Here is a 14,350-nt window from a genome sequence, read left to right as displayed (position 1 = left end):
CTCATGGCCGTAGTCAATAACGCCGCCAATATCAAAGTCATCGGGGTCGGCGGGGGCGGTGTCAACGCTGTTGACCGCATGATTCAAGACGGACTTGCCGGTGTGGAATTTATTGCCGTTAACACCGACGGGCAGTCCCTGGTGAAATCCGAAGCGGAAACAAAACTCGATATTGGCCGTGAGGTTTCCAAGGGCCTGGGTGCGGGCGCGGATCCCTCGGTGGGTAAGCGCGCCGCGGAAGAAAACGTGGAAGTTATCCAAAGCGCCCTCGAAGGTGCGGATATGGTGTTTGTCACCGCGGGTGAAGGCGGGGGAACCGGCACCGGTGCCGCCCCCGTGGTTGCCAAGGTGGCTCGGGATCTGGGGGCGCTGACCGTCGGCGTCGTTACCCGTCCCTTTGAATTTGAAGGTGCCCAGCGCGCTAATAATGCCTCCATGGGTATCGCGGAACTGCGCCAAGCGGTGGATACCCTCATTGTTATCCCCAATGATCGCCTCCTGGAGATCGCCGAAGAAGACCTCACCATTATTGAGGCCTACCACCTCGCCGATGAGGTGCTGCGCTCGGGCGTTAAGGGAATTTCGGATCTTATTACCATTCCGGGCCTGGTTAATCTCGACTTCGCGGACGTCAAGGCCATTATGAAGGACGCGGGTACCGCGCTCATGGGTATCGGTTCGGCCTCCGGGGAAGATAGAGCGGTGCGCGCCACCGAAAGCGCCATCTCGTCCCCGTTGCTGGAAGCCTCAATTGACGGGGCGCACGGCGTACTTATTTCCTTCCTGGCCGGCGCGGACTTCGGTATGAAGGAGCTCGCCTCCGCTTCCAAGATGGTCAAGGAAGCGGTGGATCCGAACGCGAATATTATCGTTGGCCAGATTATCGATGAGTCCCTTGGTGACGAGGTGCGCGTGACGGTGATTGCCGCGGGCTTCGACGAGGCACGTGACCACCTTTTGCAGATGGATGGCGTGCCCGCCGGGCACGAGGCCGTAGAACCCATCGAAGATCTGGCCCCGGTGGAACCCGGACCGGAAGTCGAAGCCGTGGCGAGCCCGGCCCATCCGGTGGCCAGCCCGGCTTATCCGGCGGCCCAGCCCGAAGCGCAGCCGGCTGCACAACGCCCGGGAACCCACCGCGCCATTCCGCCGCGGGTGGAGGAACCTCAACGTTCCGATCTGGATATTCCCTCCTTCCTCTTCGAGGAAAACTAAGGGAAACCGCGGGAAACTAGGAAAAACCGTGGAAAAGCTCGAGAACTAGGGAAACATAGGGCATAGGAAAACTCAGGCAGTAATGACTCGTAACGCTCTGGTGGAGTGGGTAGCGGATATCTCCGTGCCCGGTGGTCGCATCCGGGCGGGATTCACATCCCGCGCCGGCGGGGTATCCCACGCTCCTTTTGCGGGCCTCAATGTGGCCCACCACGTGGGGGATGACCCCGCGGACGTGGAGCGTAACCGGGCTCTTCTGGCAGAGCACATCGGGCAGCGCCCCGTCTATATGGACCAGGTGCACGGGGACCACCTTGAAGATGCCGGCGTTCTGACTTCCGCCGGTACCTTCGTGGCCCCCGGCACCGACGGCCTCCTCATTGACATTCCGCGTAGCTCGGGCACCGCACCGGTGCCGAGAGGTGCTGCTGCGGTAGTCATGGTGGCCGATTGCCTCCCCTTGCTCCTAGTGGCGCGTGATCGCCCTGCCGGGGCTGCCGTGCACGTGGGGCGGCGTGGACTGGAGGCCGGTATCGGGCCGGCCGCCGCGCGCGCCCTCGGGCCGGAGCACCTCATCGCCTACCTTGGCCCGTCCATTTGTGGGCGCTGCTATGAAGTGCCCGAGGAACTTCGGGCCAGCGTTGCCGCGAGCGTTCCCGAAGCTGCCGGGCGCACCGCCTGGGGCACTCCCTCCCTTGATATCGCGGCCGGGCTCAGCGCTCAGCTACGCGCCGTCGGGGTACGTGAGATCCACGTCAGTTCTCAGTGCACCCGTGAAGATACCGATTTTTATTCCTACCGCCGTGCATCGCGCACCGGCCGTTTTGCTGGAGTGCTCGCGGTGGACTGTAACGCGCCCGCGGCGCGCCGTGCTGACAAGGCCGGGCGTGTCGCCTAACGTAAAACGAGAACAGTGAGAAGGGTTGGCTGCTATGGGAATGTTCCAGCGTTTTGTCTCTAAGGCAACGCTTAACGACGACGAGTACCTGGATTACCAGGACGACGCCGATTACTACGAAGATGATTACGAGGCGGAATCGGAAAGCCCCGTCAGCGAAATTCACGCTGTGGAGCAGCCCGTGGATATCGCCCGGATCATCACCGCGAAACCGCGTTCCTTCACGGAGGTGCGGGGCTTCGCGGAACAGTTCCGTGACGGCCTGCCCGTCATTATCAACCTGGCCGAAGCCGACGATATTGCGCGTAATCGCATTGTTGACTTCGCCACCGGGATCTGCTTCGGGCTGCACGGGGATCTCAATAAGATTTCCGCAGATGTCCTGCTCATGACCCCGCGTACCGTTCGCATGGAAAACCAGCGCCCGGAGTCGCGCGATTCGTTCTAATGGCAGTAGTTGGAATTATCCTTTCCACCCTCATCAGCATCTATCTTTTGGTGCTGCTCGCGCGGGTGATTATTGATCTAGTAACCATTGCGGCGCGTGATTGGCGCCCCAGTGGCGCCCTTCTCGTTATCGTTAATATTGTCTACGCGCTGACGGACCCGATTCTTAATCTGGTGCGCAAAATTATCCCGCCCTTGCGGCTCGGAGGTATTGCGATTGACATCGGTTTCATCGTTGTTTTTATCGTGCTTCAAATCCTCAACGGGATAATTTTACGTATCTTTGTCTCGTAGTTCGCCCAGATGAGGTAGGCTTTATCCGAGAGCCGTGTGCTCATAACACAGTCACGTGCTCTTAACACAGTTTCGTTACACTACTTGAGGTGAGAAATGGCAATGCTCACGGCACAGGATGTCATGGATGTCCGCTTTAAGCGCCCGGAAACCGCGGAGACCGGTTACGACGAGGTACAGGTCGACGAATTCCTTGACGCGATCTACGAAACCATCGTCGATCTGTCGAAGCAGCTCCAGGAAGCGGAGAATCGCGCCACCGTCGCCGAAGCGCGCGTGACCGAACTCCAGAACGGTTCGGGTGAAGAACCCGCAGCGCCGGACCAGGCCACAACCACCGCGTCCTTCGCTCAGCCCACCGGTACCGTTGGGGAACAGGCGGCTGCCGTGCTCCAGATGGCACAGCAGACCTACGAAGAACTCGTGGCCCGCGGTGAAACTGAGAAAGCTCAGAAGATCCAGGATGCGGAAACCCGCAGCGCCAAGATCATCGAGGATGCCGAAGCTCAGTCCAACCGCACCCTGGCCCAGCTGGAGCAGGAACGCGGTTTGGTGGAGCGTAAGATCTCCGAGCTGCGTGACTTCGAGCGCGATTACCGCACGCGCCTGCACAGCTACCTCGAGACGCTGCTCGCCAACGTCGATTCTGGCGCGCAGGAACCCGAAGCTCGTAACTAGTGCGTATGGTGAGGCGAAGCACCTCGTGGTTCCTCATCCTCGTGGGGGCGCTGGCCGTTGTGGCCATCGACCAACTCACGAAGCAGTGGGCCATCGCTAACCTCAGCCAAACGGAGCGTATCGCCATTGTGGGGGATGCCCTCGGGCTGAACCTGGTCTTTAACCCGGGTGCAGCATTCTCTCTGGGGGCAAATTCCACCCGCGTTATCACCGTCATCGCGCTGGTTGTGGTGCTTGCGGTTTTCCCCGCCCTCGCGGCGCGGGTACGTCACCGGTGGATTGGTGTCGGTCTTGCCCTCATGTGGGGTGGCGCGGCCGGTAACCTCATCGACCGTATCTTCTTCGAACCGGGCGGTTTCGCCGGGCACGTGGTCGATTTCATCGCCTACTTCGACTGGTTCGTAGGGAACGTGGCCGATATTGCGCTGGTGGCCGGGGCCGTGATTATGATCGCTGTAGCATTCTTGATGAACGACGGCGCAGCTTCGGAATCAGCGGATTCTGGCGCCACTGCGGATACCGGAGCACTTCCAGTTTCCCGGTCGGCAGATGCGGTGCGTCCATCAGATTCTGTGCCCGCACCGGGCAGCCCCGAGCGAGGCGACTAGCATGTGGCGGACCTATCCGGTCACGGAAGAATTCAACGACGTACGCATCGATGCCGCTATCGCGCGTCTCACCGGCCTTTCGCGCGCCGAAGTACAGCGCCTGATCGATACCGGGGACGTGCTCCTGGACGGTAACCCGGTGGCGAAATCAGTTCGGCTGCGCGCGCAGAGCATTCTAGAAATCAATATCCCAACCCCGCGCACCGTTGCCCCGCGCGGGGGAGATGTCACCATCCCTATCCTCTACGAGGATGGGGATCTCGTGGTGGTGGATAAACCGGCAGGTCTGGCCGCCCACCCTTCCCTCAACTTCACCGGCCCGGACGTCCTGGGCGCTCTTATGAACGCCGGGGTGCAACTCTCCGCCTACGGCCCGGCCGAACGCAAGGGGATTGTGCATCGCTTAGATGTGGGAACCTCCGGGTGTATGGTGGTGGCCAAATCCGAACGCGCCTACGTGCTGCTCAAGGATGAGTTCCGTCAGCGCGTTCCCGAAAAAATCTATCATGCCCTCGTCCAAGGGCATCCCGACCCGCTTTCCGGTACCGTAGATGCCCCTATCGGGCGCGATCCGCGCCACCAGTGGAAAATGGGGGTGCGCGCGGATGGGCGCCATTCCGTCACGCACTATGACACCCTCGAAGCAATGGCCGGAGGTAGCCTCCTCCAGGTTCACCTGGAAACGGGACGCACCCACCAGATTCGGGTGCATATGTCGGCCCTCGGCCACCCCTGCGTGGGCGATGCCACCTACGGGGCCGATCCGGGGCTGAGCGAAACGCTCGGTCTGACCCGCCAGTGGCTGCACGCCACCCATCTCGGCTTCGAACACCCGGACGGCAGCTGGCGCGAATTCGAGGCTCCCTACCCGGCGGATCTCGCCACCGCGCTCGAACGTATGCGAGCGGGAGTTTTTTCATGACGACGGCGCAGCTACGTTGCCGCGAGGGAGATCTGGAGCGGGCGCGCGCCCTCCGCATCGAAGTCTTTTGCGGGGAGCAGGGCGTGCTGCTGGAAGAAGAACTTGACGATATAGACGAACGCGCCCACCACGTCGTCGTCGAAAACACAGCGGGTGAAGCACTCGGAACCGCGCGGGTATACGCAACCGATGAGGGCGTTGTACACCTGGGGCGGGTGTGCGTACGCCACTGCGCCCGCGGGCTGGGCGTGGGCCGTGTCGCCTGTGAGGCCGCGGCCCAGATCGCGCTGCGCGAATTCGGACACGCCGGGCAGGTGCGCATTGTCCTCGATGCTCAAGAGGACAAAATCGGCTTCTACCGGGCCCTCGGCTACGAACTCACCGCCCGCGAACCCTTCCTGGACGCGCGCATCTGGCACCGGGAAATGGCGCGGATAGTGAGCGCTGGATAGACTAGGCCCCATGACCGCTCCCTCAGATTTCGTTCACCTCCACACCCATACCGAATACTCCCTGCTGGACGGGGCCGCGAAAATCAAGCCGTTGGTAGCGCAGGCCGTTGCCCAACATCAAAGTGCGCTGGCCATTACCGATCACGGCTACTGCTTCGGCGCCTATGAGTTTTACCGGGCCTGTAAGGACGCGGGTATCAAGCCGATTATCGGGGTGGAAGCATATATGACTCCGGGTACCTCGCGCTACTCCAGCAACCGGGTGCTGTGGGGGGATGAATCGCAGCGCAGCGACGATGTGTCCGCGCGCGGAGCCTATACCCATATGACGCTGCTGGCCATCAATAACACCGGGATGCATAACCTTTTCCGGCTTGATTCGCGCGCCTCGCTGGAAGGCCAGATGGGCAAATGGCCCCGCATGGATATCGAGCTTCTCGAGGAGCTGCACGAAGGTCTCATCGGCACCGCCGGTTGCCCCTCCGGGGAGGTGCAAACCCGGCTGCGGCTGGGGCAGCACGCCGAAGCTCTGGAAGCCGCCGGGCGGATGCAGGAGATCTTCGGTAAAGAAAACTATTTCGTGGAAATCATGGACCACGATAATGAAATCGAGCGGCGCACCCGCAATGATCTGCTGGATCTCGCTAAGAAAATCAATGCGCCGCTGCTGGCCACCAATGATTCGCATTATGTGCGCGCGGAGGATCATTCCGTCCAGGATGCCATGCTCTGCATTAACTCCGGTTCCACCCTCCAGGATCCCAACCGTTTCAAATTCGATGGCCACGGCTACCACCTGCGTTCCACCGAAGAAATGTACCGTCTCTTCGGGGACCTACCCGGAGCCATGGAAAACACCCTGCTGGTGGCCGAACGCTGCAATATCTCCTTCACCACCGCCGCCGAAGGCGCTAATTACATGCCGGTATTCCCGGTTCCCGCAGGGGAGGACATCACCTCCTGGTTCATTAAAGAAGTGGAACGCGGCTTGCATTCGCGCTATGGGGAGCATATTCCCGATCATGTGCGCCAGCGCGCCAATTACGAGGTGGAGGTCATCGTCCAGATGGGCTTCCCCGGCTACTTCCTCGTGGTGTCCGATTACATTCTGTGGGCCAAACGCAATGGCATCCGGGTGGGCCCGGGGCGTGGCTCCGGGGCCGGTTCCATGGTGGCCTACGCGCTGCATATCACCGAATTGGATCCCATCGAACACGGCCTCCTCTTCGAACGTTTCCTCAACCCGGAACGCGTATCTATGCCTGATATTGACGTGGATTTCGATGAACGGCGCCGCGGGGAAGTCATCGCGTACGTTGAAGATAAATACGGGCATGACAAAGTCTCCCAGGTGGTCACCTTCGGCACCATTAAAACGAAGCAGGCCCTCAAGGACGCCTCCCGGGTGCTCGGTTACCCCTTCGAGATGGGCGAACGCCTCACCAAGGCCCTCCCGCCCTCGGTCATGGGCAAAGACATCCCGCTCTCCGGCGTTTTTGATGAAAAGAATTCCCGCTATATGGAAGCCGGGGAATTCCGCGATATGGTCTCCACCGATGTGGATGCCAAACGTGTTTTCGACCTGGCCCAAGGCATCGAAGGGCTCACCCGCCAGTGGGGTGTGCACGCCTGCGCCATCCTTATGTCCTCGGTCCCGCTCACCGATGTTATCCCGGTGATGAAACGTCCGGCTGACGGTGCGGTCATCACCCAATTCGAATACCCCGAATGCGAGGACCTTGGCATCCTCAAAATGGACTTCCTAGGGCTGTCCAATCTCACCACGATTGAGGACGCCCTGGAAAATATCGTGGCGAATAATAAAGAGCCGCTCGATATCGATAATGTTCCCCTCGATGATGAGCGCACCTTCGAGCTGCTCCAGCATGCAGATACCCTCGGTATTTTCCAGCTGGATGGTTCGGGGATGCGCACGCTGCTCAAGCAGATGAAACCCACCAACTTCGAGGACATTTCCGCGGTGTCCGCGCTCTACCGCCCCGGCCCCATGGGGATGAACTCCCATACCAATTACGCGCTGCGCAAGAACGGCCTGCAGAAAATCGAGGCAATCCATCCCGAACTGGAGGAGATCCTCGAGCCGATTCTGGCCCCCACCTACGGCCTGATCGTCTACCAGGAACAGATCATGCAGATCGCCCGGACGGTGGCCGGTTTCACCATGGGCCAGGCAGATTCACTGCGTAAAGCCATGGGTAAGAAGAAAAAAGACGTCATGGATAAGATGTACGTCGATTTCGAAGCCGGGATGGTGGCCCAGGGCTTTAGCAAGGACGCGGTGAAAACCCTGTGGGGCACCATGGAGCCCTTCGCGTCCTACGCGTTCAATAAGTCCCATTCGGCCTGCTACGGCGTGATCTCCTACTGGACGGCCTACCTGAAAGCCCACTACCCGGTGGAATACATGGCGGCCCTCCTCACCTCCCGCAAAGACAATAAAGACAAAATGGCGGTCTACCTCGGGGAAGCCCGTCGCATGGGCATCCGGGTGCTCGTCCCCGATGTGAACGAATCCCTGGCGAATTTCTCCGCCGTGGGGGAGGAGATCCGCTTTGGGCTGTCCGCGGTGCGCAACGTGGGCGCGAAAGTCGTGGACGGCATTATTAGCGCCCGCGAAGAAAAGGGTGCCTTCACTTCTTTCCAGGACTTCCTCGATAAGGTTCCTCTCGAGGTCCTCAATAAGCGCAGCGTGGAATGCCTCGTGCGCGCCGGGGCTTTCGATTCCATGGGCTATACCCGCCGCGCCTTGCTCTCCAAAGTCGCGGAAGCGGTGGATGCCGTCGTCGCCCTGAAGAAGAATGAAGCGGTGGGGCAGTTCGATTTGTTCGGCGGTTCGGAAATCGCCGGCGGGGTGGAGGTCGATATCCCCGAGCTGCCCGAATGGGATAAACGCGAAAAGCTCAACCTCGAGCGCGATATGCTCGGCCTGTATGTTTCCGACCACCCGCTCTCCGGCATGGAACATATTTTGGATCGCGCGGCCGATACCACGGTGGTGCGTCTTTTGGACGACGACGCCGCAACGGACGGGCGGACTGTGACCTTGGCCGGACTCGTGACAGCTGTCCAGCCGCGCATCTCCAAGAAAAACGGGAAGATGTGGGCGACGATTGTTCTGGAGGATATGACGGGCAGTACGGAGATCAACTTCTTCCCGGCCACCTACCAGACCGTGGCCGGGCTGCTCGCCCCGGATCAGGTAGCCATTATTACCGCGCGCGTCTCGGATCGTGATGGCAATATTCAGCTCTCCGCACAGGATATGAAAATTCCCAGCGGTGACCTGCTCCCGGATTCGCCCGTGGACGTTCAGCTGGCGGAGCGCATGTGCACCCGCGATCTGCTCGGGCAGCTCAGCGAGTTGCTGCAGCTCTACCCGGGGAGTGCCCCGGTGCGGCTCCATATCCAGCGCCCCGGCCGCACCTCGGTGGTGCAGGTGGGCCAAGAATTTTATGTTAAACCCGAAGCGCGTTTCTTCTCCGATCTCAAGGTGCTCCTCGGGCGTAACTGCTTGGTCTAGTTCGCGTTGGGTAGACTGGCCGGGTGAAGAAAACTTTGACTCGTATGGTGGCGCTGCTCGGATGCACAGCGCTGCTGGGATCCACCGCGCTGCTGGCCGGCTGCCAGCCATCCTCCACCTCGCCCGCGGATAGCGCCGCAAGCTCCGCAGCTGCACCGAGCGCGGATACCGCGCGCATTGGTGTGACGGCATCGTTCACCCCGATCCGGTGGCTCGCTGAACAGATCGGCGGGGATTACGTGGAGGTCACCTCCGCCACCCCCACCAATGTGGAACCCCATGACTACGAGTTCTCCCCGAAGCAGGTCGCGGAACTGGAAGCCACGGACGTCATCTTCTACGTCGCCGGATTCCAGCCCTCCCTCGATGCGGCGATTTCCACCATTGGGGGTGGTAACGCTGTCAATCTGGCCGATGCCGCCAAGCTGGTTCACCACCGCGGTCTAGCCGATAATCACGGGGATGAAGCTACCGAAGCCGGGCGCGTTCTGGATCCGCATTTTTGGCTTGATCCGGTGCGGATGCGGGACGTAGGCGAAGCCATCACGGCGTCGCTTTCCTCCATGGACCCGGAGCATCGCGCTGATTTCGAGGCAAATTTCGCGCGCCTCAAGAACGAGCTATCCGATCTCAATTCGCGCTATTCCACGGGTCTCGCCCAGTGCGCTACTACTACCGTGGTGTCCTCCCACGCGGCTTTCGGTTACCTCACGGACCGTTATAACCTCGTCCAGGTGGGAATCTCGGGGATTGACCCGGATCAGGATCCCTCCCCGCTCGATATTTCCGAAGTGAAACGCATTATGGCGGAAACCGGGACCCGCACCATCTTCGCGGAAGTAAATAGCCCCGCGAAAACCGCCGAGGCCATCGCCGCGGAAACCGGCGCGCAACTCTCCTCGCTGAGCACCGCGGAATCCGATCCGGATGGCGCAGGTTACCTGAGCATTATGGATACCAACCTCGCCCACCTGCGTGAGGGATTGCAGTGCCAGTAAGTCCGTCCCCGGCACCCGGCACGGGCGCGATATCCGTTGCGGGCCAGGCCCCGGCGCAGCCTACGCTTCCCCCGGCCCTCCTTGCCCGCGACCTGTGTATTACCCTGGGCGGGCGCGAGATCGTGCATTCGGCCCACCTGGAGATCGCGGCCGGGGAATCGGTGGGGATCTTCGGGCCCAATGGCTCGGGTAAATCCACCCTCGTCAAGGGGCTTCTCGGCGTCGTTGCCCACACCGGAACCGCGCAAATTTTCGGGGCGGATACCGCGCGCCCGCGCCAGGTGCCCTGGCACCGGGTGGGCTACGTGCCCCAGTCGATGGTGCACGCCGGGAACCTGCCCGCCACCGCGCTGGAAGTTGTGCGCTCCGGCTTACTATCCGGGCGTCACCTTTTCGCGGATAAGGGGAAAGCGGCCCGCGCCGCAGCCTATGACGCCCTCGCGGCGGTGGGACTGGAAGATCGCGCCCAGGATCCGGTACGGGTCTTTTCCGGCGGCCAGCAGCACCGCGTCATGATCGCCCGCGCGCTGGTGCGCCGCCCCGATCTACTGGTGCTTGACGAACCGCTGGCCGGGATCGATGCCCGCGCCCGCGCCGATCTGGCCGATATCCTCACCCGCCTGCACGGCGCGGGGCTCACCCTCGTGATGGTGCTCCACGAACGCGGGGAACTCGCTCACCTGGTGCACCGCGATATCCAGGTATCAGATGGCTACGTTCACGGGGGAGTGGTGCAATGATCGCAGATATTCTTTCCTCGCCCCTCATGATGCGTTCCCTGCTGGTAGCGGTACTCGTGGGGTTGGCGGCGCCGGTGGTGGGCAGCTACCTCGTCCAACGCGGCATGGCCCTCATGGGCGACGGTATCGGGCACGTGGCTCTCACCGGGGTGGCCCTCGGCTGGCTCACCGGCACGTGGTTGCACGGCCAACCCGAACGTTTCGCGGTGCCCGGTGCCCTCGTTATCGCGGTGCTCGGCGCCCTCATTATCGAATGGGTGCGGTCCGCGGGAATCACCTCGGGGGATACCGCGCTCGCGATTATGTTCTACGGGGGTATTGCCTGCGGGGTGCTGCTCATTTCCCTTGCGGGTGGCACGACGGCGAACCTCAACTACTACCTCTTCGGCTCAGTTACCACGGTCACGGGGCAGGACGTGTGGTACACCGTGGCCCTCACCGTGGTTATCCTCGCGGTGGGTATCGGGCTGCGCGGCCCGCTTTTCTCCGTGACGAACGACGAAGACTTCGCGCGTGCCTCGGGACTGCCGGTGCGGGCCTTTAATATCCTCATCGCGGTCACGGCAGCGCTCACGGTCGCGGTGTCCATGCGGGTGGTGGGCATTCTGCTGGTGTCGGCCATGATGATCGTCCCGGTGGCCACCGCCCAGCTGGTGTGCTCCTCCCTGGCGCATACCCAGCGCCTGGCCATGGGGCTCGGATGCGGAGCCGCACTTGTCGGATTGGTCATTACCCGCTATGTTTCTGCCTCTCCGGGGGCTATGATCGCGGTGATTCTCATTGCCGGGTACGCGGCCGTGGCAATGGTATCTACGCTGGTACGGCGCAATCACAGGAGGGTTCATGAACGCGTCTAAACCGCGGGTAACTGCCCAGCGGATCGCCATTTCGAAGATGGTGGAAACGATCCCGGAATTTGTTTCTGCCCAGGAGCTCCACGAAAAGCTTTCTCGGGAGGGCCGGCGCATCGGGCTCGCCACCGTGTATCGCACCTTGCAGGCCATGGCGGAGGAGGGGATTCTCGATACCATGCAGGAGGGGACCGAAACTCTCTACCGCTATTGTGAAACCGAAGAACACCACCACCATCTCATGTGCCGGCGCTGCGGCAAAACCGTGGAAATCGCACTCGAAGGTGCCGAAGATTGGGTGCGTTCCATTGCCACCGCCAACGGTTTCTCGGATGTGGACCACACCCTTGAACTCATTGGGGTCTGCTCCGATTGCGCCGGGCAAACAACCGGGCGGGGTGGGCAGGGAACGAGCCGCACCGGAGAAAGCGCGGGTCGCTGAGCATGGATTCTTTTGCGTTCCTGGCCGGGCGTTCCTTTGCCTTCGTCTATCTTTTCCTTTTCCTCGTGGTTTCCTTGCGCTCCAGCGCCACCTTCTGGTTGGGCCGCTATGCCGCTTACCTGGTGGCGCGCCAGCGTGAACCGCGCAATCGCCTCGCCCACCGCGCCTGGGCCTGGGCGCATGACGAACGCGTTATCGCGGCCTCGGCACGGGTGGCGCGCCGCGGCTGGCCCCTCGTCACTCTCTGCTTCTTCACCATCGGCGTGCAAACCGTCATCCTCATCGGCGCCGGGCTCACCCGTATGAGCGGCTGGCGTTTCACCTTGGCTGCGCTTCCCGGCTGGCTGGGGTGGGCGGCGATCTACTCCACGGTGGGTATGCTCGCCTTGCGAGCGGTATGGGCAGCTATTTTCGGTAACCCGTGGGGGATAGCCGCAGTGGTGGTGCTGGGCGTCGTCGTCGCATATTTCCTTTTCGTTTTCCGCACCGGCCGGGACCGCGCGGAAACGGGCGCGGCGGTAGACTAGACGGGCCACGCATCATCCGGATGCGCGCAATAGAAAGGAACAACGTTGGCTAAGCCTGCTCCCTCCCGTCTCGATAACGTTATTTCTTTGGCCAAGCGCCGCGGTTTCGTGTTCCCCGCCGGGGAAATTTACGGCGGCACCCGCTCGGCCTGGGATTACGGCCCGCTGGGAACCGAGCTGAAAGAAAATATTAAGCGCCAGTGGTGGCGTTACATGGTGCAAAGTCGCGATAACGTTGTCGGCATTGACTCCTCCATTATTTTGCCGCGGGAAGTGTGGGTGGCATCCGGGCACGTCGGGGTGTTCAACGATCCGCTCATCGAATGCCTCAACTGTCACAAGCGCCTGCGCATGGACCAGCTCCAGGAAGCCCAGGCTGCGAAGAAGCATATTGACGACCCGGATTCCATTACCACCGCGGAGCTGGGCTGCCCGCATTGCGGGGTGAAGGGCCAATGGACCGAGCCGCGCGATTTTAACATGATGCTGAAAACCACCCTCGGCCCGGTGGAAGACGAATCCGGCCTGCACTACCTGCGCCCGGAAACCGCCCAGGGTATTTTCGTCAATTTCGCGAATGTACAAACTACCTCGCGCAAGAAGCCACCGTTCGGCATCGGCCAGATCGGCAAGTCTTTCCGCAATGAAATCACCCCCGGAAACTTCATTTTCCGCACCCGTGAATTTGAGCAGATGGAACTGGAGTTCTTCGTCAAGCCCGGGGAGGATGAAGAATGGCACCAGTACTGGATTGACCAGCGCCTAGATTGGTACAAGGACCTGGGGATTAACCCGGAGCACCTGCGCCTGTACGAACACCCCCAGGAAAAGCTCTCCCATTACTCCAAGCGCACCGTGGATATCGAATACAAATTCGGGTTCCAGGGATCGGATTGGGGCGAGCTGGAAGGCATCGCCAACCGTACCGATTTTGACCTCACCACCCATATGAAGCATTCGGGTAAGGATTTGTCCTACTTCGACCAGGCCAGCGGGGAACGCTATGTTCCTTACGTGATTGAGCCCTCCGCCGGGCTGACCCGTTCGCTTATGGCTTTCCTCGTGGATGCTTACGTGGAAGATGAGGCGCCTAATACCAAGGGCGGGGTGGATAAGCGCACCGTGCTGCGCTTGGATCCGCGCCTGGCACCCGTCAAGGCCGCGGTGCTCCCGCTCTCGCGCAATGAGAAGCTCACCCCCTTGGCGGCGGATCTTGCCGCGCGCTTGCGGGCCTCGTGGAATGTTGATTTCGACGACGCAGGAGCGGTCGGGCGCCGCTACCGCCGCCAGGATGAAATTGGCACCCCGTACTGCGTGACCGTGGACTTCGATACTCTCGAAGATCAGGCGGTCACGGTACGCGACCGCGACACCATGGAGCAGGTCCGTATCCCGCTAGAGAAGGTGGAGGGCTTCCTGGCCCAGAAACTGGTGGGCTGCTAGAGGCTTGTCACTCGTACGCGCAGCGCGCCGCGCGGCTGGGCGAGGGCAATCACATCGCCCTCCGCCAGCGCGCTGCCGCGGCGGGTTTCTACCCGACCGTTCACGCTAATATCGCCCGCTTCGATAAGCTCGCGGGCCTCGGCGCCCGAAGCCGCCAACGATGCTAATTTCACGAACTGGCCGAGTTTAATCGGCAAACGAACCTCGATGCTGGGGATAGGGGTGTCGGTCATGACGGTCCTTTCACGTGGGCGGAGTGCTGGCTTCTACTTTAGCGCGGCGCTGCTAGCATAA

General features: G+C 61.4%; 16 protein-coding genes. 15 read left to right on the top strand and 1 reads right to left on the bottom strand.

Annotated features, from left to right (window positions below):
• The first annotated feature begins 3 nt into the window (after positions 1-3).
• The 15 genes from ftsZ (at position 4) to PWJ82_RS00690 (ending at position 14,056) form a co-directional block, all read left to right on the top strand.
• On the top strand, positions 4-1,215 hold the full coding sequence (ftsZ, locus tag PWJ82_RS00760; RefSeq protein WP_274734875.1) for a cell division protein FtsZ: 1,212 nt from the start codon (positions 4-6) through the stop codon (positions 1,213-1,215).
• Between the two features lie 82 nt (positions 1,216-1,297).
• The gene (locus PWJ82_RS00755; protein ID WP_274733208.1) at positions 1,298-2,113 is read left to right on the top strand and encodes a polyphenol oxidase family protein; all 816 of its coding nucleotides are present in this window, start codon (positions 1,298-1,300) and stop codon (positions 2,111-2,113) included.
• A gap of 40 nt (positions 2,114-2,153) precedes the next feature.
• Positions 2,154-2,561 carry a cell division protein SepF gene (locus tag PWJ82_RS00750; RefSeq protein WP_274733209.1) on the top strand — a complete coding sequence of 136 codons (408 nt, stop codon included), beginning with the start codon at positions 2,154-2,156 and terminating at the stop codon, positions 2,559-2,561.
• The gene (locus tag PWJ82_RS00745; protein ID WP_126134614.1) at positions 2,561-2,854 is read left to right on the top strand and encodes a YggT family protein; all 294 of its coding nucleotides are present in this window, start codon (positions 2,561-2,563) and stop codon (positions 2,852-2,854) included. The genes PWJ82_RS00750 and PWJ82_RS00745 overlap by 1 nt, the downstream gene beginning before the upstream one ends.
• A gap of 96 nt (positions 2,855-2,950) precedes the next feature.
• Positions 2,951-3,532 (top strand): DivIVA domain-containing protein, encoded by a 582-nt coding sequence (locus PWJ82_RS00740; protein ID WP_016442554.1) that lies wholly within the window; start codon positions 2,951-2,953, stop codon positions 3,530-3,532.
• 5 nt (positions 3,533-3,537) lie between these two features.
• Positions 3,538-4,140 (top strand): signal peptidase II, encoded by a 603-nt coding sequence (locus PWJ82_RS00735; RefSeq protein ID WP_274733212.1) that lies wholly within the window; start codon positions 3,538-3,540, stop codon positions 4,138-4,140.
• A gap of 1 nt (position 4,141) precedes the next feature.
• Positions 4,142-5,062, top strand: a complete 921-nt coding sequence (locus PWJ82_RS00730) for an RluA family pseudouridine synthase (RefSeq protein ID WP_274734874.1) — start codon at positions 4,142-4,144, stop codon at positions 5,060-5,062.
• Entirely contained in the window at positions 5,059-5,514 is a 456-nt protein-coding gene (locus tag PWJ82_RS00725) for a GNAT family N-acetyltransferase (RefSeq protein WP_126134611.1), read from the top strand. Before PWJ82_RS00730 ends, PWJ82_RS00725 begins: the two co-directional genes overlap by 4 nt.
• A 10-nt stretch (positions 5,515-5,524) precedes the next feature.
• The gene (gene dnaE, locus PWJ82_RS00720) at positions 5,525-9,055 is read left to right on the top strand and encodes a DNA polymerase III subunit alpha (protein ID WP_274734873.1); all 3,531 of its coding nucleotides are present in this window, start codon (positions 5,525-5,527) and stop codon (positions 9,053-9,055) included.
• Positions 9,056-9,078: 23 nt separating this feature from the next.
• Positions 9,079-10,053, top strand: a complete 975-nt coding sequence (locus PWJ82_RS00715; RefSeq protein ID WP_274733217.1) for a metal ABC transporter substrate-binding protein — start codon at positions 9,079-9,081, stop codon at positions 10,051-10,053.
• On the top strand, positions 10,044-10,793 hold the full coding sequence (locus PWJ82_RS00710; RefSeq protein WP_274733218.1) for a metal ABC transporter ATP-binding protein: 750 nt from the start codon (positions 10,044-10,046) through the stop codon (positions 10,791-10,793). The genes PWJ82_RS00715 and PWJ82_RS00710 overlap by 10 nt, the downstream gene beginning before the upstream one ends.
• On the top strand, positions 10,790-11,650 hold the full coding sequence (locus PWJ82_RS00705; protein WP_274734872.1) for a metal ABC transporter permease: 861 nt from the start codon (positions 10,790-10,792) through the stop codon (positions 11,648-11,650). The genes PWJ82_RS00710 and PWJ82_RS00705 overlap by 4 nt, the downstream gene beginning before the upstream one ends.
• Positions 11,637-12,086 (top strand): Fur family transcriptional regulator, encoded by a 450-nt coding sequence (locus PWJ82_RS00700; RefSeq protein WP_126134607.1) that lies wholly within the window; start codon positions 11,637-11,639, stop codon positions 12,084-12,086. Before PWJ82_RS00705 ends, PWJ82_RS00700 begins: the two co-directional genes overlap by 14 nt.
• A 2-nt stretch (positions 12,087-12,088) precedes the next feature.
• Complete coding sequence (locus PWJ82_RS00695; protein ID WP_126134606.1) at positions 12,089-12,613, top strand: VTT domain-containing protein; 525 nt, start codon at positions 12,089-12,091, stop codon at positions 12,611-12,613.
• Positions 12,614-12,658: 45 nt separating this feature from the next.
• Positions 12,659-14,056, top strand: coding sequence for a glycine--tRNA ligase (locus tag PWJ82_RS00690; RefSeq protein ID WP_126134605.1), 1,398 nt, complete (start codon positions 12,659-12,661; stop codon positions 14,054-14,056).
• On the opposite strand, the gene PWJ82_RS00685 is transcribed toward PWJ82_RS00690, so the two are convergent.
• Entirely contained in the window at positions 14,053-14,289 is a 237-nt protein-coding gene (locus PWJ82_RS00685; protein ID WP_274734871.1) for an RNA-binding S4 domain-containing protein, read from the bottom strand. The genes PWJ82_RS00690 and PWJ82_RS00685 overlap by 4 nt on opposite strands.
• Between the last annotated feature and the right edge of the window lie 61 nt (positions 14,290-14,350).

Origin of the sequence: Actinotignum schaalii, from assembly GCF_028864145.1 — a bacterium.
Classification (GTDB): Bacteria; Actinomycetota; Actinomycetes; order Actinomycetales; family Actinomycetaceae; genus Actinotignum; species Actinotignum schaalii_B.
This window is presented reverse-complemented; position numbering and strand designations above follow the sequence as displayed.